The sequence below is a fragment of the Coriobacteriaceae bacterium genome (genome assembly GCA_025757745.1).
Classification (GTDB): Bacteria; Actinomycetota; Coriobacteriia; order Coriobacteriales; family Coriobacteriaceae; genus Collinsella.
On the sequence record CP107217.1, the window covers coordinates 1,442,641 to 1,465,873 of the forward strand.

The window sequence follows — 23,233 nt, forward strand, 5'->3', positions numbered from 1 at the left end:
TGCAATCTCGCCACACGTCAACCAGGCTTGTAGCAAACGTTCTTGGTGATTAGCGGAACATTACTCGCGAGCGCCCGCCTACGCTTACAATAGTCGTGTCCCATGGGACACGTTGTTTATTCCGCAGGGCCGATATACTGCCCACGCGAAAGGATATTCTCGTTCATGACTTCCACCCTTCCCGCTCCCATCGATAAGCTCGCCATCGTTGTCGTTACGTACAAGCGCCAGGAGCTCTTGGCCAACCTGTTCGAATCTATGACCGAGCTCACGGCCGCGCCCTGGCGCATCGTGATTGTCGACAATGAGAATTCGCGCGAGACCGAAGCCATGTGCGTCGCATTCAACGAGCGCCTCGCCAAGCTGTGGGGCATCGACACCGACCAGCCCGACGCAAAGGGTGGCACCGACCGCGTCATCTACGCCCCGCAGCTCGAAAACGGCGGCGGTGCGGGCGGCTTTTCCGCCGGCACCAAATGCGCCTATGACCTAGGCGCACAGTGGTTCTGGGTGATGGACGACGACGTGCTCGTCATCCCCGAGGGCATTGAGCGCCTGGCCAAGTGGACCGACCGCTACGACGTTATCCAGGGTTCGCGCCTGGACTTCGACGGCGGTGCCTTCTTTTGGCAGTACCAGCTCATCCTTTCGCTTGGTATCCCCAACCCCATCGCTAAGTGGGACCTGGGCCCCGAGGGCTACCGCGCCATGAACCAGCTGTGCTTTGAAGGCGGCCTGTTCTCGCGCCGCGTAGTCGACAAGATCGGCCTGCCCGATGCACGCTTTTTCATCTACGGCGACGATGCCTGCTACGGCTATGTTGCGAGCCAGCACTTCCCCGCCGCCGTGGTTGCCGACGTGGTGCTCAGGCGCGCCCGCGCCGTCTCTAACTGGGACATCGCCGGCAAACGCCAGCTCAACTCCACGAGCGACACCAACCGCTACTACATCATGCGCAATCGCGGCTTTTTGGCCCGCTACATGCAGATCTACGGTGACTACCACCCCATCCTGTTCCGTCTGGGCAATGCCGCGACCTTCTGCAAGGAGTTCATTCGTCTGGCAGCGGTCGATAAGTGCTTTAAGACCGGCATCCCGGCGCTGCGCCGTGGCATGAAAGATGCTCGCAAGATTATCAAGGATCCCGACTGGGAGCCCATGCCGCCCATGAAGGACGCAGAGTAGCTGACACCCCTACAGCCGCTGGCACACCGCTGCCACACGACACCCGTCAAACCCGAATCCCCAGCGCATGCGGCCCACACCGGGTCGCGGTACGCGAATCTTGTCGATACCGTCGCGCTCTATGTCGAGCAGCGCCTGAACGGCCAGTAGCTCTAGGCCCAGCGCGTTCACACCGGGGTCAAACATCATATTGACCGTTATCAGCGGACGCTCGTCGAGCATGCCGACCGTGTCTGCCACGTCAAACACGGTGCCCGTAGGAAATACCTGGATGTCCCAGCGATCCGCGCCACGCTTTCGCCTCGAGGCAGGATTGGCATAGCCCGGCAATCCAAAGCAGAGTCCCTGCAAGAGCAGGTGATATGGCAGCTGCGCATCTGGGTTGTTCGCACCGATTCCCGCATCTCCCAGGATGCGTTCTAACGCCCGCTTCACCGCATCCTCATCCCCACGGCACAACCCGTCGCGAAACGCATCAACGTCTCGAGTGTCTTCGGCAACACACTCAAACCACTCAATAATTACCAGACGCAAGGCTTGGCGAAGCTCATTATTGGGCAACCGCAGAGCACGGAGGCGATTGCCATGTTCCGGCTCCTCAGTCATATCCGTCGTCAGGAAACCGGACAAATACAGCGCCGTCCACAGGCCATCATCAGACGAGGCCTCTGGCCCCGCAGCGCCCAAACAAAGCGGGACCTCAACGCATCCATGGGCCTCGAGCAAATTGAACAGAGCCGAAAGGCAGTCAAGATTCCAGTCACAAACTACCCTACTTAGGCAATCGGCATACCCATACAGGTCGGCACGCACAGGCGCCGTGCAGCCTCGGTCCAGAAAACCGATCACACGCGCCGGACTCGAGCAATAGGTCCTGCCAAACCGATATCCCTCGAGCCATTCACGCGCCTCATCCAGGTATTCCTCGCGTCCGGCATGACTCAACAGAGCCTCGACCTCGGCATCCGAAAAGCCGAACCAACGGTCGCACCACGTCGAAAGGGGCGTCGAAAGACGATACGAGCAGCTGCGCGAAGAAAGCGCCTCCTCGGCAGGACCGGGACGCTCCCCCATCAGACACGTCAACCGTAGCGAATGGCCCGCGGTGGCAATGGCGTCGAACAGCACGCGATCGAGCAGCTCCGCCGGACCGGCGCCGGAAGCGTCCCTCGCGCTCGCACTGGGCGACCACGCCGCGTCGTACCCATCAACGAGCAATACAACCTGCTCATCGCAGGCCATCTCCAGCAGCTCAATGAGTACACCGAGCACCGAGTCAACCTCGTCCGCGCTCGCCACGCCACGCGCAACGCGTTCGATGTGACGTACCTTGTCTCGTGCTAAATCCGGAGCTTCCAAGAGTGGCATCAAGCGAGCGCATTCGCCCGAAAGAGCATCACGCACGACGCCGACAACAGAGGCACCACGCCTCGCAGCGCCAGAAAAGTCCAGCGATATCACCGGATAGCAAGCGTACTCGTTCCTATAGCGCCCGCCGTCCGCATCCCAAATCTGGGAACCAGCAAACAGGCCCCGATCGACCTGCCCGACCACGGGACGCTCCAGAAAAGCCTTGAGCATCGACAAGTTCATGCTCTTGCCAAAACCCTCGGGTCGGCAGCACGCCATAACGGGCGCTTCGCAATCCAGCACATCGGCAATAAGCATCGTCTTGTCGACCAGTGTGCAGCAACCAAGAGCCTCCGCATAGCCGTGCATGCTGATGGGCAAAACCGCATCGTCGGTACAGCCGATTAGACGCACGCCAAAGTCGGCAGCACAACCATTATTTGCCTGTTCAGACATCGCAACGTTCCCCTTAAATCGCAGCATGATGCCAATTGTAATGACCGCCTCGCGCGTACCGACGACGCCGCGCGAACATATCGGGCAACGGTAGCAACAAGAGGTATGAGGGGGCATAACTAATCGTTGCACAACAAAACGGGGCCCGATGCATTCGCACCGGACCCCGTCCCAACTCTTTAGTTATCTAGCAACCAAGAGGCTACTCCTCCGAGCCGTCCTCCCCAGAAGCCTTCTTCTGCTGATCGAGCTTATGCTTACCACTTACGATAGACGTAGCGCCCAGTGTGGCCAAGCTTGCACTGGCAAGGCTCGCCATAACGATAAGGTCGCCCGTCTTGGGCATGTTACCGCCAGATGACTTGGTCGTTGTAGTCGTCGTGGTTGTAGTGGTCACCGTCTTGGAGTCATTTTGCTCTTGGGCCTGGTTGTCAGCACCGCTCTTGTCGTCGTCTTCGGGCTGTTTCTTTTCGCCCTCGGTCTTGCTCTCGTCCTTCTTCTGAGCAGATTTGTCGTCCTTCTCCTCAGAGCTAGAACCCTTATCAGATTCGGTCTTCTCGGAAGCCTTGTCCTTGGAGTCGCCCTTTGCGGCCTCGGTCTTTTCCGTGGAAACCTGATCAGAGTTGTCCTTGTTCTGGGTCGAGCCGTTATTGACGCCAGCCATCAGCGAAGAACCCAGCGTAGAACCAAGCTGCTCGGAGAAAGAGGGCTTCTTGTCCGGCGAAGCAACGGGAGCGTCCGGCGCTTTATTCGAGTCGCCCTTGGAAGCATCGGAATCAGGGGTTGCGTCAGAGCCGGAGCCGTTGTTAGAGCCGGTGTCAACGAACGAATCGCTCGAGCCGGTGGATGAGTTAGAGGTGTCAGCGTCGGTCGAACCAGAAGCGTCGCTGTCCGTATTGCCGACAGAGCTTGAAGACGAATCGCCCGCAGCAGAGCCGTTCGAATTGGAGCCGTTCGAGGTAGAGCCGTCGTTGGTAGTGCCACCAGCAGAGCCATTACCGTCAGCATCGGTCGAGGGCGCATCCATCCTGTCATCGTTGGCATCGTCACTCGAGTCGTCATTCGAATCAGGTGTCGGCGAGGGCGCCGGTGTGGGCTCGGGCTGCACGGGCGTCGCGGCGGCAGCCTCGTCCTCAGCGATATAAACCAAGCAGTCCTTTAGCTCGTTGCGGTAGCGGTTCTTCCAGCCTTCATGATACTGGGGCTGGCTCGAATACTTGGTCGCCACGTTGTTGACCACGCTATTGGAGAGCGCCGTCACAAACTCGCGGTCGGACATATCGTTGGAAAGATTTGCCCAACGGAAGAAATCCCTGCAACCACCGGTGCCGCACATATTGGTGATGCTCCACACCATGCCCTTGACGCAATCGGCGCGGCCGGAGATGTCAATGCCAAGAGCGCTCTTGAGCCACGCCTCGGTCACCGCATAGTACGAGTTGTACGCATAAGCGTCCTGAAGCGCCGAGAACTCGACAGGATCGGTGTTATAAGCGCCCTGGAAGGCCTCCTGCGCAATACGGCCCAGCTCGGTAAGTTGGCCCTTCTCGTACATGGCATTGCTCGCGTTGGAAATCTCGCCGCCGAGATCAATCGCATCCTTGAGCATGCTGTACTTGGCAGAATCGTAGTTGTAAACCTGCTTCATAAACGGAATGAGCGACCAGCGGCGATCAAACTGATAGTAACCCAGTGCGTTATAGCCGTCACCATACGAAAATCCCTGGTTGTAGTTACCATGGCTCTCGTACTTGGTAAAGTACTTCATCTCGGGAGTCACGTTGACAAACGAAACGCCCTGGACCGACCTCAGCACGCCCGAGAAGGACTGCTGGGTGTAGAGACCCTTATCGATATCGGTGGCATCCGAGGCAACGCCCGGCGTGGGCTCCTCGGCAGCGGCGGGTGCCGGCGCGGAAACGGCGCCAAACGAAAGCGCCAACGTCAGGCCCGCGACAATCGCGGAATGCTTGGGCTGCATAAGATCCTCCCTGCATTGGTGTAGTTAAAGTGCAGTTTGCAAAGATGAATCTAAGTATCCCAGCTCGCCCGTTGTTGCACAACAACCCCTCGGTAAACGGCAACAACCCTCCGCGAAATCTTAAGGAATTAAACAAACTGGTCGTCAGGCGCCAACAGAAGCTCGCCGTAACGCTCCATCAGCCCGTCCCTCAACTGGCAGAAAGCAGGGATATAGACGTCCAAGATGCGCTGAATCAAATCTTGAGCGAGCTTGTTGTCGTAGATATGGACGTTCGTATTGCGGTCTCTGAGCATATCTAGCCAGGCTGCCTCATCAATAAAGTCGTAGAATCGGTAGGACTCCTTCAAGATGGCACGAGGAGACCCCGACGCGGCAAGCGTGGCACCCTCATACTCGAGCAGACGCTTAAGGAGCTTCCAGCTCAGTTCAAATTGAAGATTGAACTTATTAATCAATCCACTCTGAACAAAATCATTGTTGAGATCCTGATTGGGCGCATCCTCAAGATTCGCCAAGGCGCTGGCAAAGTTCTCATATTTTTTCATACAGAATCACACCATCCCTGGCAATTTCATCGAGCAATTGCTGCGATAAGGACTCATCGAGATTGACGACATCTACATCTAAAAGAGTATCAAGACGCTCCTCGATCAAATATGAGAAACGGCCGAAATCCCGGCAACCTGCTACGGCGATGTCAATATCGCTCTTAGGCAAGTTGTTGCCTCGAGCGCGAGACCCAAACAGCACAACTTTCTCGGCGTCACATTCCCGAGCAAAATCTTCGATTTGCTTGTACACCTTGTCGAGAGATGCCATTTGCAGCCCTACAGCTTAATCTCAAAGTTGATCTCGGGGACGGCGGCTAGGTCGGCCAGGGTCACGCCGTCGACATACTTTTCGATCACGTCGTCCAGACCGCGCCAGAACTTGACCGTTGAGCACAGATCACTACGGGTGCAGCTGTTGTCGATGCCGTCGCACGCCACCGGAGCCGTGCTGCCCTCGACGGCGCGCAGGATGTCGCCGGCACGCACCTCGGCCGGGTCCTTGGCCATCATGTAGCCGCCGCCCTTGCCGCGCACGCTCTTAAGCAGGCCCGCCTTCATAAGCGGACGAACCAGCTGCTCCAAATACTTTTGCGAGATATGCTCGCGGTCGGCAACCTCGCGCAAGGCAATCTTGCCCTCGGCATCACCGAGCGCCGCGATATAGATCATCAGCCGGAGGGCATAGCGGCCCTTGGAAGAAATGAGCATACCTACCCTCCCATCGCATCTGGGACAACATAACCAGCTTTGTTTGTCCCAAATCTTAAGTAAATGGGACAAACACAACAGGTTATTTTGTCCCAGAATTTGAAAAGTCGAGTGGATTAGTCGGGTTTTCCCTTGACTAACGCCGAACCCATAGTAACTTTATTCCGAGAAGATTCCTAGGGTTTAGTACACCTATGAGTACACCATATACAGAGAGGGACAGCATGAGTGCGAATCCGCTGCTTTCCATCGAAGGTCTGACCGCCTCCGTGGACGAGAAGACCATCCTCCACAACGTCAACCTCAACGTCGCCGCCGGCGAGACCCACGTGCTGATGGGACCCAACGGCGCCGGCAAGTCCACCCTCGGCCACCTGGTCATGGGCGACCCTGTCTATACCGTCAACGACGGCCGCATCGTCTTTGACGGCCAGGACATCACCGAGCTCACCACCGACAAGCGCTCGCGCGCCGGCCTGTTCCTGAGCTTCCAGGCCCCGGTCGAGATCCCGGGCGTGCCGCTGTCGAGCTTTTTGCGTGCCAGCATCGCCGGCCGCCCCGGCCTGGAGATGAAGGGCAAGGAGTTCCGCCGGCGCGTCAAGGAGCTCGCGGCAGAGCTCAACATGGACACCGCCTACCTCAACCGCGAGCTGGGCGTGGGCTTCTCGGGCGGCGAGAAAAAGAAGGTCGAGATGCTCCAGCTTCTGCTGCTGCAGCCCAAGCTCGCCATCCTGGACGAAACCGACTCCGGCCTGGACGTCGACGCCCTGTCCACCGTCAGTCATGGCATGGACGCCTACCGCAAGAGCTGCGACGGCTCCATGCTCATCATCACGCACAACACGCGCATCTTGGAGCACCTGGATGTCGACCGCGTCCACGTTATGGTCAAGGGCCACATCGTGCGCGAGGACGACGCCTCGCTCATCCCCTGGATCGACAAGAACGGCTTTGAGACCTTCGAGCGCGAGGCCGCCGAGCAGCGCGCCCAGGCCGAGGCCGCCGCTGCCGAGCAGCAGGCGTAAAGGGGCGACGCAATGACCAAGAACCGCACCGAGGTCGCGGACATCGACCGCAGCCTCTACGACTTCACCTATGGCGAGGAGGGATTTGAGCGCCTCGACGCCGGCATCACGCCCGACATCGTGCGCGAGATCAGCGCCAAGAAGGACGAGCCGCAGTGGATGCTCGACCTGCGCTTAAAGTCCCTCGAAATCTTCAACCGCTTCCCCGACCCGACGTGGGGCCCCTCCATCGAAGGCCTGGACATGGACAACATCGTCACCTACGTCAAACCCAACACCGACCAAAAGCACGACTGGGAGTCGGTGCCCGACAACATCAAGAGCACCTTTGAGCGCCTGGGCATCCCCGAGGCCGAACGTAGCTACCTGGCGGGCGTCGGCGCGCAGTACGACTCCGAGCTCGTCTACCACAACATGCAGGACACGGCGTCCAAGATGGGCATCGTCTACTCCGGCATCGAGGAGGCCCTGCACGACCCGCAGTGGGAGCCGCTCATCCACGAGAAGTTCATGACACTTATCCCGCCCACCGACCACAAGTTTGCGGCACTGCACGGCGCCGTGTGGTCGGGCGGCTCGTTTGTCTACGTGCCCCGCGGCACCAAGCTCGATTTTCCGCTGCAGAGCTACTTCCGCCTCAACGCCAAGGGCGCCGGCCAGTTTGAGCACACGCTCATCATCGTCGAGGACGACGCCGACCTGCACTTTATCGAGGGCTGCTCCGCGCCCAAGTACAACGTGGCCAACCTCCACGCCGGCGCTGTGGAGCTTTTTGTGGGTAAGCGTGCGCACCTGCGCTACTCAACCATCGAGAACTGGTCCAAGAACATGTACAACCTCAACACCAAGCGTGCGCGCGTGGACGAGGACGGCGACATCGAGTGGATCAGCGGCTCTTTCGGCAGCCACGTGGGCTACCTCTACCCCATGAGCGTGCTCAACGGCCGCCGCGCCCGCTCGAGCTTTACCGGCATCACCTTTGCCGGCGCCGGCCAGAACCTCGATACCGGCTGCAAGGTCGTGCTCAACGCGCCCGACACTTCGGCAACCGTCGAGACCAAGGGTATCTCCAAGAGCGGCGGCATCCAGACGTTCCGTAGCTCCATCGTGGCCACGCCTAAGGCCGAGGGTTCCAAGGCAACCGTGAGCTGCCAGTCGCTGATGCTCGACGACCAGAGCCGCTCCGACACCATCCCCGCCATGGACATCCGCGCCAAGAACGTCGACATCGGCCACGAGGCCACCATCGGCCGCATCGGCGACGACAAGGTGTTCTACCTGATGAGCCGCGGCATATCGGAGGAAGAGGCCCGCACCATGATCGTCAACGGCTTTGCCAACCCGGTCTCCAAGGAGCTGCCGCTTGAGTACGCCGTCGAGATGAACAACCTGATCAAGCTCGAGATGGAAGGAGCGATCGGATAATGAAACAGGAAACCAACACCGCTGCTACCACGCTCGAGCAGGTCAACGCTATGCCGGCCGCCACTTGGGGTTGGCTCAAGATGAACCAGACCAAGCTCGAGCTTTCGGACGAACTTGCCGCCGCTCCCGCCGAGGCCGTTGAGGTCGAGGGCCTGGACGAGCAGTTTGCCGGCTCGGCCGACGCCTTCGATACCGCCATGGACGCCATGGCCGAGCGCTTCCCCGAGCGCCGTGCCTCCGCCCCCGGCGACGCCGTCGACCGCGCCCGCATCACGCCCGAGACCGAGCTCGACGTGCCCGCCACCTCCGTCTACCAGGCCGGCGCTATCAAGCTCGAAGAGGAGCTCTCCCCCGCTGAGGCCTTCGAGACCGGCATGGGCGAGGCCGCCTACACCTATCTGGCCGATCACGCCACCAAGCGCGTCGTCATCGATGTGCCCGCGTACGGACGCGCCACGGTTACCGTGCGCGTGAGCGGTGTCGACGCCGCCACGGCCATCGCCGCTATCGACGTCGTCGCCCGCCCGCAGGCAACGCTCGACCTGCAGATCGCCCTAGACTCCCCCGTCAACGGCCAAGGCGTCGTGGGCTCCGTGCTACGCGTGTGCGCTTACGAGTACGCCACTGTCAACGTAACCTGCACGCAGACGCTCGATGACAGCTGGATCGCGCTCGACGACACCGGTCTGTTCCTGGACGAGGGCGCGCGCGTCAACGTGCAGCACACCGTCCTGGGTGCCGGTGCCAGCGCCACCGGCCTTGCCGGCGACCTGCTGGGCGACACCGCCAAGGCAACGATCGATACCGATTACCTTGGCGCCCGCGAGCAGGTGCGCGACTTTAACTACGAGCTGCGCCACCGCGGCCGCAAGACCGAGTGCGAGATCGACGCCAACGGCGTGCTGACCGGCACGTCCAAGAAGGTCTACCGCGGCACCATCGACCTCGTGCACGGCTGCAAGGGCGCAACCGGCACCGAGCGCGAAACCGTGCTGCTGGCCAACAAGGGCGTCGACAACAAGACCGTTCCCGTCATCCTCTGCGACGAGGACGACGTCGCCGGCAACCACGGCGCCACCATCGGTCACGTCCGTGACGAGCAGCTGTTCTATCTCGCCTGCCGCGGCCTTGACCAAAACGCCGCCGAGGACCTGTTCATCCGCGCCAAGCTGGAGGACGCCGCGCTTTCCGCCACTGACGAGCGCACCCGCGCTGCCGTCGTCCGCTTGGGCAATAACCTGATCGACAACTTTGAGGAGGAGCTCGCATGATCGACACCGAGCACGTTAAATGCGACACCTGTACCGCACCGGAGCCTATGGAGCTCGACGCCAGCGACGAGGCCTCGCGCGGCTGGCCTACCGTCGACATCGAGACCAACCCCTACAAGGCGCAGTTCCCGCTGTTCCAGCAGCACCCCGAGATCGCCTTCCTCGATAGCGCCGCCACCGCGCAGCGTCCCGCCTGCGTGCTCGACGCCGAGCGCGACTTCTACCAGCGCATGAACGCCAACCCCCTGCGTGGCCTGTACTCGCTGTCCGTCGAGGCCACCGAGGCCATCGCGAAGGTGCGCCAGCAGATCGCCGACGTCATCGGCGCCCCCCAGGCCAACGAGGTCGTCTTCACCCGCAACACGAGCGAGTCGCTCAACCTGGTCGCCAAGAGCTTTGCGCCCACGGTCCTCGAGCCGGGCGACGAGGTCGTCATCACCATCATGGAGCACCACTCTAACCTGATCCCGTGGCAGCAGGTCTGCCGCGAGACCGGCGCCAAGCTCGTCTACCTCTACCCCACCAAGACCGGTCAGCTCACGACCGAGGAGGTTCTGTCCAAGGTGGGCCCCAAGACCAAGATCTTGGCTGTGGGTCAGGTCTCTAACGTCCTGGGCGTCGAGAACCCGGTCAAGAATCTCGGCAAGCTCGTGCACAAGTACGGCGGCTATCTGGTCGTCGACGGCGCGCAGTCGCTGCCGCACATGCCGGTCGATGTGGCCGATCTGGGCGCCGACTTCTTTGCCTTTAGCGCGCACAAGGCCATGGGCCCCATGGGCATCGGCGTGCTGTGGGGCAAGATGGACCTGCTCAACGCCATGCCGCCCATGCTCACCGGCGGCGAGATGATCGACTCGGTCACCGAGCAGGACGCCGTCTGGGCGCCCGTCCCCGAGAAATTCGAGGCCGGCACGCAGGACGCCGCCGGCATCTTCGCCACGGGCGCGGCGCTTGACTACCTGGTCAACACGGTAGGCTACGAAAACATCCAGACCCGTGAGAAGGCACTCGTCCACTACCTGATGGGCGAGCTCATGCAGCTCGACTTTGTCCAGATCATCGGCTCCATCTATTGGGACAACCACCACGGCGTCGTCAGCTTTAACGTCAAGGGCATCCACCCGCACGATGTCGCGAGCATCATGGACATGGACGGCGTTTGCATCCGCGCCGGTCACCACTGCGCGCAGCCTCTGCTCACCTGGCTGGGCGTCGAGAACCTTGCCTGCTGCCGCGCCAGCGTGGCCTTCTACAACGACAAGGCCGATATCGACAAGTTCATCGCCGGCCTGCATCACGTTTGGAGCACGTTCAATGGGTAATCTGTACACCTCTACCACGTTTATGGAGCACAACTCGCACCCCGACTACAAGTACGAGATGGATGCCCCCACGCACGAGCACGACGGCATCAACCCCAGCTGCGGCGATGAGCTCACTCTGCAGCTGCGTGTCGAGAACAACGTGATCGAGGAGGCCTCCTTTACCGGTCACGGCTGCGCCATCAGCCAGGCCAGCGCCGATATCATGGCCGACCTCATCACCGGCGAGACGGTCGAGGAGGCTCGTCGTCTGGCAGGGCTTTTCCTCGCCATGATCCGTGGCGAGCAGCTCTCCGAGGAGGACCTGGAAGACCTGGACGAGGCCGCCCAGCTCCAGGACATCTCGCACATGCCTGCCCGCGTCAAATGCGCCGAGCTCGCCTGGCGCACCCTCGACGGCATGCTCGAGGGGCAAGCTAACCAGTAGCGAATGCCCCAAATCCAAGGATTTTGATTGCCGAGTCGCCCGATACGGGCGGCTCGGTTTTTCATAACGAGCGCACACGCAGCTCATGCGTCCGCGCCCCGTCTGTCATTTATCGCACGGCCAACCGCAAACACGAGCGTTTTTCACCGTACCAAAGGCTTGCGCCAGAGCCACGGGCACCCCAAGCAACGCCCCATGCCCAGTCCTGCTGGGCTCCGGTTCGCTTCGCGCCCGCCACAGACGGGTCCCATAGGGTGCGGCGTGCATTTTTGCGAGTTTTCAGCACGCCAAGTTGCGTGTATACGCATTGAAAGCGTTAATCAACGTCTCCAGGCACCCTTTTATATCGTTTTAGAACAAGCATCGTGGTCTCAGGGGTCACAAGCATGCGCTTTGGAGGCACATCGGCAGGCATAAATGGCTTCGGGACCCATATATTTCAAGATTACGACGGTGCCGACAGCACCACGATGCTGAAAACTCCGCTTTTTGCACGGTGTGGACGGGGGTAGGCGCGGGTGAAACCGGACTGAGCCGTATTTTTATGCAAGACGGCAATCGTTCTATGCATATCAAGAAGCGCAGTCAGCGTACCAAGCATTTAGAACGCAGGTTGCGGCGCATGAACGACCCCAGCCGCGGTGCACAGGCAGCCCTACATCACGTTTCCGCCAGCCCGCATCGCCGCCCCCGTACGGGTCCGCACAATACGAGAAACCGTACTTTTGCCAATCCCGGTATAGTGCTCAATCTGGCGCACCGTGAAACCGGCATCGTGCAATCCAACAATAACGGTATCACGCTGCGCAGGCGGTGCGGCTTTAACCCCGTGTAGCGGAGCCCCGAGGCTCTTCGCCAACCTGTCGGCAAAGGCGTGGCGTTCCCACTCCGTCTCTTCCAGATCGGGCATCGCCGACTCGCCGTCGTCGAACGTCGAAAGCGAATAGGCAATAAAGGCCTTGGCAGAACCAAAAAGCTCAAGCACGCAAGAAGGATCGGAAAATCCCCTCTTGGCATCGCCCGCATCACTGTCGTAAGCGCGCAGATGCTCCGCAAAGCTGCTCCAGGGATAACGCTCGATTAGGCTAATGCCCGCCACCTGCGGATTGGCGCACACGGAGCGAATAGCCTCCATCACCTGCCAGTCGGTATCGAGCGAGCGGCGCTCAAAACGCTCACGAAATAGGCAGCCCGCGCGCCCAGTACGCTTATTGAACCGACGAGCATACGTCAACAGTAGCCGCTGCATAGCAGCGCTCATTTTGTCCTCGTAATCCAAAAGCACCAGATCCACGTAGTCGCTCATGAGACACCACGCCACAATCGTCACCTGGGCATCGCGGCAGCAGTCGCGCATCAGTTCCAAAAACTCCCACCGGTCCTCGTCGCTCTCAAAGATCAACTGCCCGCCCATACCGCGGGCACAAACATGGTAAAAACCGGTGATCGTTTTCCAAACGCGCTGCACGGCACCCCCTTCAGCGGAATCAACTTGCGCCTTCCAATACACCACGATTGAAGCGTGCAATCAAAACAAACACGTAAAATGGCATCTGCGCACGGCAAATGGCAGTAAACAACCGGCGAACGGCACTTCAGCGCAGGTCGAACAATGCAACGTTTCCGCAAGCTGACCAAAAACGACAAATATGAGACACGCACTTCTGATGAATATATCTCATTTAAATCGTTTCAATTGAAAGTTCCGCGCTTCTCGCTACGAAAACTGAGCCGTTCGCCGAATATTCCGTGCATTTCGCGGTATTATAGGGGCTGCATGTCATGTCCCTTTCGAAGGGTCGCCCGGCAATCGCCAGCCACGACCCCCAGACGGGACGCCAACACGATAGAGAGGAGAGGCATGCAGTACTCACAGGAAGTGGAGAACATGTGCCCCGTTGCCAAGGGTGCATACCACGGCCCCGCACCCATCCCCGAGGAGGGCAAGTGGGTCCAGGCTAAGGAGATTTCCGACATCTCCGGTCTTACGCACGGTGTGGGTTGGTGCGCACCTCAGCAGGGCGCCTGCAAGCTCACGCTGAACGTCAAGGACGGCATCATCGAGGAGGCCCTCGTTGAGACCATCGGCTGCTCGGGCATGACCCACTCTGCCGCCATGGCTTCCGAGATCCTTCCCGGCAAGACCATCCTCGAGGCCCTCAACACCGACCTCGTCTGCGACGCCATCAACGTTGCTATGCGCGAGATCTTCCTGCAGATCGTTTACGGCCGCAGCCAGACCGCGTTCTCCGAGGGCGGCCTGCCCGTGGGCGCCTCCCTCGACGACCTCGGCAAGGGCCTTCGCTCCCAGGTCGGCACCATGTTCGGCACCAAGGCCAAGGGCGCTCGTTACCTCGAGCTCGCTCAGGGCTACGTCACCCGCATGGCTCTCAACGACAAGAACGAGATCATCGCGTTCGAGTTCCTGAACCTCGGCAAGTTCACCGACGCCGTCAAGGCCGGCAAGACCCCCGAGGAGGCCATCGCTGGCGCTATGGGCCACTATGGTCAGTGGGAGAACGCTGCCAAGTACATCGATCCGCGCACCGACGAGGAGACTCACTCCGTCGCCAGCGTGTTCCCGGTTCACGAGTAGAAAGGGAGGGAAATAACTATGACTGTTACGTTCGAAGGTTACGAGCGCCGCGCTGACAAGATCAACAAGTGCCTCGCCGACAACGGCATCGCCTCCCTCGAGGAAGCTCTGCAGATCTGCACCGACAAGGGCTTCAACCCGCGTGAGATCGTCAACAACACCCAGTCCATCGCCTTCCAGAACGCCGAGTGGGCCTACACCCTCGGCTGCGCTCTCGCTGTCAAGCGTGGCGCCAAGTCCGCTTCTGAGGCTGCTGCCATCATCGGCGAGGGCATCCAGGCCTTCACCGTTCCCGGCTCCGTCGCCGAGGACCGCAAGGTCGGTCTGGGCCACGGCAACCTGGGCGCCATGCTGCTCTCCGACGACACCGAGTGCTTCGCCTTCCTGGCTGGCCACGAGTCCTTCGCTGCCGCTGAGGGCGCTATCGGCCTGGCTCTGAACGCCAACAAGGCTCGCAAGAAGCCGCTGCGCGTTATCCTCAACGGTCTGGGCAAGGACGCCGCTCAGATCATCGCCCGCATCAACGGCTTCACCTACGTGAAGACCCAGTTCGACTACTTCACGGGCGAGCTCAAGGTCGTCGAGACCATCCCCTACTCCGATGGTCCCCGCGCCGCCGTCAACTGCTACGGCGCCGACGACGTCCGCGAGGGCGTTGCCATCATGTGGCACGAGAACGTCGACATCTCGATCACCGGTAACTCCACCAACCCCACGCGCTTCCAGCACCCCGTCGCTGGCACCTACAAGAAGGAGCGCCTCGAGGCTGGCAAGAAGTACTTCTCCGTCGCTTCTGGTGGCGGCACTGGCCGTACCCTGCACCCGGACAACATGGGCGCCGGCCCTGCCTCTTACGGCATGACCGACACCATGGGCCGTATGCACTCCGACGCCCAGTTCGCCGGTTCTTCCTCCGTGCCTGCGCACGTCGACATGATGGGTCTCATCGGCATGGGCAACAACCCCATGGTCGGTGCCACCGTTGCCTGCGCTGTCGCCGTCGAGGAGGCCCTCAAGGCCTAATCGCGCCCGCGCGATGCTCGTATAGTTGAGCTTTAGAGCCGCTACCCACCCGGGTAGCGGCTCTTTTTTGTCCCTCCCTCAGTTGCGGTGAAATAGTTCCTAAACAGCCGCCCCATCCTTCCAAACAGGAACTATTCCACCGCAACTTCTTAGCGGTCCTCCCGGTATACCAGTTGCGAGTAAATACAGGCCATCTGACTGCTCCAGAAGCCTTGTGAGTCCCAATTTCACCGCAACTTATTGAGAAGACTATGTTGGGCGATAAAGCATCGGTAACGCCCACCTTCCATTTTGGCCCTTTACCGAATACCTATGTCTTCACGATACCTTTGCCGATCACCCGTGCGACAATGCGCGAACGAGAAAGGAATCCTATGGAATCAACTGATGTACTGGTAATCGGATCGGGCATCGCGGGCCTTTGCGCCGCCATAGAAGCAGCACGCGCGGGCGCGACCGTTGCCATCGCATGCGCTGGCAAGACCATGAGCGGATCGAGCTTCTTCCCGGGCACCTGGGGCCTCGGGCTTATTGGTCCCGTCGACAAAGACGACGAACAAGACCTTATCGACACCATCCAAACCGTCGGTGGCGGCGTTGCCGACCCCGAACTCGTCCAGACGTTCGTCCACGGCATTCCCCAAGCGATTGACTGGCTCGAACAGGATCTGGGCGTAGAACTCCAGCGTCCGCAAAGCGCCGAAAGCGCCCAGCAAAAGCAATTTATCCCCTGCTTCGACCACAAGACGAGAATGTGGCGCGGCCTCACCCGCAAACCCCTCGAAGACGCGTGTACGGCCCAGATCGACTCGCTCGGCATACGCCTGCTCCCCCGCCACGAGCTTATCGATCTTGTTGAGGATACGAACGGAAAAATTGTCGGCGCCATGCTCTTCAACCAAACGGACGAGCGCATTGTGACCTTTACAGCCAAGGCCACTATCATCGCCGCCGGCGGTACCGGCGGTCTATTCGAGCGCAGCCTCACTTCCGCCGACGTGCTCAGCTCATCACAAGCCATCGCGCGGTCGCACGGTGCGTCCCTTACTAATATAGAGTTCATGCAGATGATGCCCGGCTTCATTGAGCCTAAGTGCAACCTTGTCTTTAACGAAAAGACCTGGCGCTATGTCAAGTTCGACCAACCGGTCGACATTGCCGACGAAGAGTTAGACGATCTGCTTGAGCAACGCTCAGGATATGGCCCCTTCACTTCGCGCTTGGCTTCTCGCGCCATCGATCTTGCCATCGATCAAGCGGGTGTCGAAGGTCTGGCGCTCCACTACGACTTCCCTCGCGAGGATGTTCCCGAGTTCGTGCAGACCTTTGCCACCTGGCTGCAAGACGAGCACGGTATCGCGCCGAGCGACGAGATGCGCGTGGCGATGTATGCCCACGCCGCCAACGGCGGCATCAAGATCGACAAGACCGCGTACACGGGCGTTGAGGGCCTCTACGCCTGCGGCGAGGCAACAGGCGGCATGCACGGCGCTGACCGCATCGGAGGCCTGTCGAGCGCCAATGGCATCGTATTCGGGCGTATCGCGGGCGCATCGGCGGCTCGAGCAGCACTGGACGCTCCCGAGGCTGACGCACCGGTGGATGTCGCCCTCCCCGAGCATGGCATCGCTACAGCAGTCGCCGAGCGCCTAACCCGCTGCCTCAAACACACAATGAGCACCTACTGCATGATCAACAGGACCGAACCAGGCCTATCCGAGGCGCTTCAAGAGCTTGAAAGCCTACAAGACGAGGCGACGTCGCTGCATAAGCCGCACGCCAATGACAGCGAAATCGCTGCCCTCGCCCGCCTAAAGTCGCAGATTCAGCTGGCTGCGGAGATGGTCAAAGCCATGCGCAAACGGACTGAAAGCCTCGGTTCGCACTATCGAGCGAATTAAACTGGACGCCTATCTAACGCAGAACACAACTAATCGATATCCATGGGTCCCGTGAGCTCGAAGTGACACGGGGCCCATTCGTGTCCGCACGACAGCGTATCCTTATTCTGAATACAGAGCGGGCAAAGCCCGCATGGACAATAGGCCAGCGAGGAGGAGATATGGATAGTAGAGATATCGAGAAGTGGCGTGTCGAACTTGATAGCTACGCCAATGTGGAAGACGGGGTTGAGTATTGGCTCGCACGCGATTTAATGGAACCCATGGGATACACTCGATGGGAGAACTTCGCCGAAGTTGTTAAGAGGGCAAAAGTCTCGTGCGAAACAAACAAAACTCCAGTTGATTCCCATTTTCGTAACACCACGAAAATGGTAACTGCCGGTGTCGCCGCTCGCGCGGTTAAAGACTACAAACTTACGCGCTATGCATGCTATTTAATCGCCCAGAACGGAGATTCAAACAAGCCAGAGATCGCACTCGCCCAGGCATACTTTGCCGTGCAGACGCGCCGCCAAGAGCTCATAGAGCAGCGCTTCGCAGAGATTCAGCGCTTGCAGGCGCGCCACTCGCTATCCGATTCAGAGAAACAGCTCTCGGGTATTGCGTTCAAACGCGGCGTGGACTCCAAAGGATTCGCGATCATCAAGTCGAAGGGCGATGAAGCGTTATTCGGCGGCAGAAGCACGGCGGAAATGAAGCAGCAGCTCGGCGTACCCAAGAGCGCGGCATTGGCGGACAGGTTAGCCGATGTCCTCATCAAAGCAAAGGACCTTACGAACTCGATGACTGCTTTCAACGCAGAGGAACACGACCTGTACGGTCTGGACCAGATCAAGCAAGAGCACGTCGAGAACAACACAAGCGTGCGTGGCAGCCTCATCGACCGCGGAATTGTCCCCGAAAATCTACCACCTGCCGAGGACACAAAGAAGCTCGAGCGTCGCGTGAAGGCAGACGAGAAGAAACTCAAGGAGGGTACTGACGGCTTTGCCGATCCACAGGGTAGACTCGATTTGTAAATATTCCGGGTTACTTTGGTGGGCCGTCAGGGGGTCAGCTTGTTGCGCAGGCGGCCGCTGCGGCGCCAAGGCGCCTTGCGCGCTGCGCTGGCAAACGCTTACGCGTTTTCTAAGCTCCGCGCCCTTTCGGGTTCGACCCCATGTGAGGTCAACAAAAAAGACGGCCAACTTTCGTTGACCGTCTTACATGCTTTGGTGGGCCGTCAGGGGGTCGAACCCTGGACCTTGGGATTAAGAGTCCCCTGCTCTACCAACTGAGCTAACGACCCAAAGCTAAAGTCCGTTGTCCGGACTTTAGAGGAGATATCGTGTGGTGGGCCGTCAGGGGGTCGAACCCTGGACCTTGGGATTAAGAGTCCCCTGCTCTACCAACTGAGCTAACGACCCGATATCAACACGAAGCAAGAACTGGGGTGGGTAAAGGGACTCGAACCCTCGACCTACGGGACCACAACCCGTCGCTCTAGCCAACTGAGCTACACCCACCGTGTCCCGTGCGCTTCGCGCTCGACTATTATTGCAAGGAACGCCATGCGATGCAAGCCCCAATTTTCAAGAATTTTGAAAAGAGTTTTTCGAGTGCGTTTCGAGCAATTCCCACCCTTTTCATAGGAGTAAACTTGCCCCACCCAGATGTTCGAAAGGACAAGCATGAAAGAACTCTCCAATCGCACGGCAAAGTTTACCGATTCGGTCATCCGCCGCATGACACGCATCTCCAATAAGTACGGCGCCGTCAACCTCTCGCAGGGCTTCCCCGACTTCGATCCCCCGACGCAGCTGCTCAATAGCCTGAGCTCCATCGCCACCGACCCCAAGCCGCTCTACCACCAGTACTCCATCACCTGGGGCTCCCAGGCCATGCGTGAGGCGCTTGCCGCCAAGCAGGAGCACTTTATGGGCATGCCGGTCGACCCCAACCAGAATATCGTGGTCACTTGCGGCTCCACCGAGGCCATGATGGCCGCCATGATGACGGTCACGAACCCCGGCGACAAGGTCGTCATCTTCTCGCCGTTCTACGAGAACTACGGCGCCGACACGATCCTTTCGGGTGCCGAGCCCATCTACGTGCCGCTCAACCCGCCCACATTCGACTTTGACCGCGAGACGCTCGAGGCCGCCTTCCGCGACAACGACCCCAAAGCCATCGTCCTGTGCAACCCGTCCAACCCCTGCGGCAAGGTCTTTACGCGCGAGGAGCTCACCTTCATCGCCGACCTGTGCAAAAAGTACGACGCCTACTGCATTACCGACGAGGTATACGAGCACATCGTCTACGCGCCCCACGAGCACGTCTATATGGCCACGCTACCCGGCATGTTCGAGCGAACCATCAGCTGCAGCTCGCTGTCTAAGACGTACTCCATCACCGGTTGGCGCCTGGGCTACACCATCGCCCCGGCCCAGATCACCGAGCGTATCAAGAAGGTCCACGACTTTCTCACCGTGGGTGCCGCCGCTCCCCTGCAGGAAGCCGTTGTCACCGCCCTCAACTTCGACGACAGCTATTACCAGGAGGTCCTCGACCTCTACGCCGCCAAGCGCGACCTGTTCTGCCAGGGGCTCGATAGCATCGGTCTTGTGCATAACGTGCCGCAGGGCGCCTACTACGTCATGATGGACATCTCTGAGTTTGGCTATGACAGCGACCTCGAATTCTGCGAGGATCTCGCGTCTAAGGTGGGCGTGGGCGCCGTGCCCGGCTCGAGCTTCTTCCGCGAGCCCGTCAACCATCTGATTCGTTTCCACTTTGCCAAGCGAGACGAGACGCTCAACGCAGCGCTGGAGAACCTCAAGTCGTTACGTGATAAAATCAAGCCGCGCGGGTAAGGACGGCCCAGCAACTAAAGCAACCAAAGAAGCCTCGCACCGCCCGCCGCGTTGCGAGGCTTCTTTTTATAGCGCTTTCTTAAATGGTTTAGAGCTCTATACTTTAGTCACGGAGCAACTCGTCCCAGAGAGAGGAATACTATGGCAGAGCAGCAGCTTATCGGAGCGCTCGAGGCTGGCGGCACCAAGATGGTCTGCGCCACGGGCTATGCAGACGGTACGGTCCTGGAGCGCGAGCAGATTGCGACCACGACCCCGCAGGAGACCGTTGAGGCCGTCAACGCATGGTTTGCCGACAAGGGCATCGCCGCGCTGGGCATTGGCGCCTTTGGCCCCACGGCAGTCAACCCTGCCTCGCCCCAATACGGCAAGATCCTGGAGACGCCCAAAACGGCATGGCGCTACTTTGATCTGCTGGGCACCATTCAAAACGAGCTCAATATTCCCTGTGGCTACGACACCGACGTCAACGTCGCCTGCTTGGGCGAGGTCACCTTCGGTTGCGCCCAGGGCCTCACCGACGTGGTCTACCTGACCATCGGCACCGGCGTGGGCGCCGGCGTGCTCTCGGGCGGCCAGCTCGTGCACGGTATGATGCATCCCGAAGCCGGCCATATCCTGGTCACGCGCGATCCGCGCGACACCATCGGCGAGCATAGCGCCTGCCCCTTCCACGACAACTGCCTCGAGGGCCTCATCGCCGGCCCCGGCGTTAAAAAGCGCTGGAATGGCAAGAGCGCCGGAGACATGGCCGAAGATCCGGAGGCCATGGACCTGCTCGCAGGCTACCTGGCACAGGCGCTCATGACCTACACGCTGTGCTACGCGCCGCAAAAGATCATCATCGGCGGCGGCGTGGCCGACCACACCCCCATCGTGCCGCTCGCACGCAAAAAGTGCGCCGAGATGCTCAACGGCTATATCGTCACGCCCGAGGTCAACGACATCGAAACCTACATTGTCAATAACAGCCTTGAGGGCAAGCAGGGCATCATGGGTTGTCTGGCCCTTGGCGCCCAGGCGCTCCAGTAAAGGACACATCAACGGGGCACGGCGTAGCCAAACTCGTAAAACGCCCGGACAACGCCGTCACGCCCCGCAGGAGCCCTCAAACGCATAAGGCCGCCTAGGACCAAGCAAACGTCCTAGGCGGCCTTTTTGGTGTAAATCAGCGACCGTAAGAGATATCGGAGCACGACGCCTGTCGTCGCCCCGCAGCAGTCGATCATCACATCGGTAATCATGCCGGCGCGACCGGGCACAAAAAGCTGGATCGTCTCGTCGATAGAGGGAACAAGCAGCAAGAACACCGCCGTGGGCAGCAACACATCAAACGTGCGCCGGCCTTCGAGGTCAAAGGCGTGCGTCGCCAAGATGCCAAGCACCATGTACTCGGTAAAATGAGCGCACTTGCGCACGACGAAGTTGGTCACCCACTCGTATGGAAGCCCCAGGGCCTGCAAAAAGCCGCGAATGGATTCCATGATCGACAAGCTCAACGAACCAGACCCCGTACCGGGAACCAGCGAATTGCCCCAAATGACGAGCACCATGGCGCAGGCGGCAAGCGCCCATTTTCGATCGAGCTTAACCATGAGGCAATTATGCCTCCGCGCGCAGCGGTGTAAAGCTGGCGGTACCGCCCTCGATAACGCTCAGATAGGCACGGCCCGTGCGCTTGACGGCCGCAGACTGTAGACGGTTGATCTCTTCCTCGAGAATCTGATTGACGCGCTCATGGCGACGGTTTTCCATAACGCCGGCAGCGATAGCCTCGGCACGCTCGATACCCTCGCGCGAGATACGCGCGGTATCCTCGGGAAGCACGGAACTGTGGCGACCGACATAGACGGGAGCAGCCGAGACAGGTGAGGCTGCAGGCGTGGGCACCGCCACGGGGGCGGGCTCGGCAGCCTCGGCCATGATCGCCATAGCGGCGGCCCACATGTCCTCGTGGCCCGAATAATCGGCCATGGGGATATCTTCCTCAAGAGAGGCATCGGGGAGACTGCCGGTATCCACGCGATCCTGGGCATCGATAGACGCAGTGATGGCGGCAGGCTCGTCCAGATCGGAGAGATCAACACCCTTGGCATCGGAAATGATGGGCATGCTGGCGAGCTTGGCGTTGTACGGCGCCGCCTCCGCGGCCTGCATTTGGGCCGAAGCGCCCCAAAGCGAGCTTTCGGCAGCTCGGCGAGCGGCAATGGTTTCCTCGTCGACAGCCAGGGGCTCATCGGCAAAGGGGTCGGCGACAGGAGCCGCCTGAGCTGCGCTCTGTTGGCCGGCCGAAGCAGCCGACGCGGCAGAGGCGTACGCAGCCGACGACGCGCCGTTATAGGCGGCATTGTTGGCTGCGTTGGCTACAAGCGCCACGAAGGCTGCGGTGCTGCCCGCAGGGGCTGCATGAGAGCCCGAGACGGCGCGTGCGGCAGCGGCAATGTCATCGCGATTGTAAGAACCGGTCTTTCCACCGTTGGTGAGCTCATCGATTGCGACCTGGTAGACATCGCGCGAACGCACGGGATCGCAGCTGACCGGGGAATCGTCATCGAGCATGCTGTCGATCATAGACCAGGCCTCGGCCTCATCCATGGCGTTAGCCGCGCGCGCGATAGTGGGAACGCCATCGTCGGCGTGACGGCGCTGGAACGCACCGGTCAGGCCGGAGAGAAATGCGGAAGAAGGCTGTGCGGCATTGGCCTGATCAGCCGGAGCCGCAGGCTGAGGCGCCGCCCCCTGCTGCTGTGCGGGAATCGAGGCGGTCTTGAACTCGTTGTGGGTCCGGCCAAACTGAGCGGCGCCGCCCACGGCATCGGGCTCAAACAGGCGGCCATCGTGCTCGGCACGATACTCGGAGATGCCCAGCGAGGCTGCGTAGATGCCCACGCCCGCCACCGCACCAACGGCGAAGGGAACCGCGCCCGCGACAACCGTCTCGTTGACCGACGAGAACGGCAACGTCGCGGCATACATCACCACGGGGGCGGCAAGGCCGATCCCGCAGGAAAGTCCGGCAAGGACTGCTCGTTGTGTTGCATCAGAAGAAGCCATGAGCTCTCCCCATCTTCCAGCACCCAAATCGCATCATTTAGTTGGCTGCGCGAGAGAAGATGAAGCGGGACATGTGTCCCAAAGCAACGGTATATGGTTC

General features: G+C 60.1%; 20 protein-coding genes and 3 tRNA genes. 12 read left to right on the top strand and 11 right to left on the bottom strand.

The genetic code is table 11. The features are described from left to right. The first annotated feature begins 165 nt into the window (after positions 1 to 165). Positions 166 to 1,185, top strand: coding sequence for a glycosyltransferase (locus OGM60_06225; protein ID UYI98492.1), 1,020 nt, complete (start codon positions 166 to 168; stop codon positions 1,183 to 1,185). A 9-nt stretch (positions 1,186 to 1,194) separates the two neighbouring features. Here OGM60_06225 and OGM60_06230 read toward each other — a convergent pair whose 3' ends face one another. From OGM60_06230 to OGM60_06250, 5 genes are all read right to left on the bottom strand, one after another. Further along, positions 1,195 to 2,991, bottom strand: a complete 1,797-nt coding sequence (locus tag OGM60_06230; protein ID UYI98493.1) for an AAA family ATPase — start codon at positions 2,989 to 2,991, stop codon at positions 1,195 to 1,197. Positions 2,992 to 3,193: 202 nt separating this feature from the next. Continuing rightward, positions 3,194 to 4,972: a hypothetical protein gene (locus OGM60_06235; protein ID UYI98494.1), complete on the bottom strand. Its 1,779-nt coding sequence runs from the start codon at positions 4,970 to 4,972 to the stop codon at positions 3,194 to 3,196. Between the two features lie 128 nt (positions 4,973 to 5,100). Then, positions 5,101 to 5,520, bottom strand: a complete 420-nt coding sequence (locus OGM60_06240; GenBank protein ID UYI98495.1) for an HI0074 family nucleotidyltransferase substrate-binding subunit — start codon at positions 5,518 to 5,520, stop codon at positions 5,101 to 5,103. Next, a complete protein-coding gene (locus OGM60_06245; protein ID UYI98496.1) occupies positions 5,507 to 5,794 on the bottom strand; it encodes a nucleotidyltransferase domain-containing protein in 288 nt (95 codons plus the stop codon). The genes OGM60_06240 and OGM60_06245 overlap by 14 nt, the downstream gene beginning before the upstream one ends. A gap of 8 nt (positions 5,795 to 5,802) precedes the next feature. Then, positions 5,803 to 6,234, bottom strand: a complete 432-nt coding sequence (locus tag OGM60_06250) for an Rrf2 family transcriptional regulator (protein UYI98497.1) — start codon at positions 6,232 to 6,234, stop codon at positions 5,803 to 5,805. A gap of 224 nt (positions 6,235 to 6,458) precedes the next feature. Here OGM60_06250 and sufC point away from each other — a divergent pair, with 224 nt between their 5' ends. From sufC to OGM60_06275, 5 genes are read left to right on the top strand one after another with little or no spacing between them, the layout of a single operon-like run. Beyond that, on the top strand, positions 6,459 to 7,259 hold the full coding sequence (gene sufC, locus OGM60_06255) for a Fe-S cluster assembly ATPase SufC (GenBank protein UYI98498.1): 801 nt from the start codon (positions 6,459 to 6,461) through the stop codon (positions 7,257 to 7,259). Positions 7,260 to 7,271: 12 nt separating this feature from the next. After that, positions 7,272 to 8,684 carry a Fe-S cluster assembly protein SufB gene (sufB, locus tag OGM60_06260; protein ID UYI98499.1) on the top strand — a complete coding sequence of 471 codons (1,413 nt, stop codon included), beginning with the start codon at positions 7,272 to 7,274 and terminating at the stop codon, positions 8,682 to 8,684. After that, on the top strand, positions 8,684 to 9,955 hold the full coding sequence (locus OGM60_06265; protein ID UYI98500.1) for a SufD family Fe-S cluster assembly protein: 1,272 nt from the start codon (positions 8,684 to 8,686) through the stop codon (positions 9,953 to 9,955). Before sufB ends, OGM60_06265 begins: the two co-directional genes overlap by 1 nt. Then, a complete protein-coding gene (locus OGM60_06270; protein ID UYI98501.1) occupies positions 9,952 to 11,277 on the top strand; it encodes a SufS family cysteine desulfurase in 1,326 nt (441 codons plus the stop codon). The genes OGM60_06265 and OGM60_06270 overlap by 4 nt, the downstream gene beginning before the upstream one ends. Next, positions 11,270 to 11,704 carry an SUF system NifU family Fe-S cluster assembly protein gene (locus OGM60_06275; protein ID UYI98502.1) on the top strand — a complete coding sequence of 145 codons (435 nt, stop codon included), beginning with the start codon at positions 11,270 to 11,272 and terminating at the stop codon, positions 11,702 to 11,704. The genes OGM60_06270 and OGM60_06275 overlap by 8 nt, the downstream gene beginning before the upstream one ends. A 655-nt stretch (positions 11,705 to 12,359) precedes the next feature. Here OGM60_06275 and OGM60_06280 read toward each other — a convergent pair. Next, a complete protein-coding gene (locus tag OGM60_06280; GenBank protein UYI98503.1) occupies positions 12,360 to 13,172 on the bottom strand; it encodes a transposase in 813 nt (270 codons plus the stop codon). A gap of 393 nt (positions 13,173 to 13,565) precedes the next feature. On the opposite strand from OGM60_06280, the gene OGM60_06285 reads away from it, so the two are divergent. The 4 genes from OGM60_06285 to dinD all read left to right on the top strand — a co-directional run bounded on the left by OGM60_06285 (position 13,566) and on the right by dinD (position 18,246). Next, on the top strand, positions 13,566 to 14,300 hold the full coding sequence (locus OGM60_06285) for a hypothetical protein (GenBank protein ID UYI98504.1): 735 nt from the start codon (positions 13,566 to 13,568) through the stop codon (positions 14,298 to 14,300). Positions 14,301 to 14,318: 18 nt separating this feature from the next. Beyond that, positions 14,319 to 15,323: a GGGtGRT protein gene (locus OGM60_06290; GenBank protein UYI98505.1), complete on the top strand. Its 1,005-nt coding sequence runs from the start codon at positions 14,319 to 14,321 to the stop codon at positions 15,321 to 15,323. A 374-nt stretch (positions 15,324 to 15,697) separates the two neighbouring features. Then, positions 15,698 to 17,224, top strand: a complete 1,527-nt coding sequence (locus tag OGM60_06295; protein ID UYI98506.1) for an FAD-binding protein — start codon at positions 15,698 to 15,700, stop codon at positions 17,222 to 17,224. Between the two features lie 161 nt (positions 17,225 to 17,385). After that, positions 17,386 to 18,246: a DNA damage-inducible protein D gene (gene dinD, locus OGM60_06300; GenBank protein UYI98507.1), complete on the top strand. Its 861-nt coding sequence runs from the start codon at positions 17,386 to 17,388 to the stop codon at positions 18,244 to 18,246. A 193-nt stretch (positions 18,247 to 18,439) separates the two neighbouring features. Here the strand turns inward: dinD and OGM60_06305 are convergent. From OGM60_06305 to OGM60_06315, 3 genes are all read right to left on the bottom strand, one after another. Continuing rightward, positions 18,440 to 18,515: transfer RNA gene (locus tag OGM60_06305), tRNA-Lys, on the bottom strand. A gap of 42 nt (positions 18,516 to 18,557) precedes the next feature. Beyond that, a tRNA-Lys gene (locus OGM60_06310) sits at positions 18,558 to 18,633 on the bottom strand. A 22-nt stretch (positions 18,634 to 18,655) separates the two neighbouring features. Further along, positions 18,656 to 18,732 (bottom strand) — tRNA-His (locus OGM60_06315). 165 nt (positions 18,733 to 18,897) lie between these two features. On the opposite strand from OGM60_06315, the gene OGM60_06320 reads away from it, so the two are divergent. Both OGM60_06320 and OGM60_06325 read left to right on the top strand, forming a co-directional pair. Then, on the top strand, positions 18,898 to 20,079 hold the full coding sequence (locus OGM60_06320; GenBank protein UYI98508.1) for an aminotransferase class I/II-fold pyridoxal phosphate-dependent enzyme: 1,182 nt from the start codon (positions 18,898 to 18,900) through the stop codon (positions 20,077 to 20,079). Positions 20,080 to 20,220: 141 nt separating this feature from the next. Then, a complete protein-coding gene (locus OGM60_06325) occupies positions 20,221 to 21,111 on the top strand; it encodes an ROK family protein (GenBank protein ID UYI98509.1) in 891 nt (296 codons plus the stop codon). A gap of 113 nt (positions 21,112 to 21,224) precedes the next feature. On the opposite strand, the gene OGM60_06330 is transcribed toward OGM60_06325, so the two are convergent. Beyond that, complete coding sequence (locus tag OGM60_06330; protein ID UYI98510.1) at positions 21,225 to 21,674, bottom strand: VanZ family protein; 450 nt, start codon at positions 21,672 to 21,674, stop codon at positions 21,225 to 21,227. A 7-nt stretch (positions 21,675 to 21,681) separates the two neighbouring features. Next, positions 21,682 to 23,133, bottom strand: coding sequence for a hypothetical protein (locus OGM60_06335; protein UYI98511.1), 1,452 nt, complete (start codon positions 23,131 to 23,133; stop codon positions 21,682 to 21,684). Positions 23,134 to 23,233 lie beyond the last annotated feature (100 nt).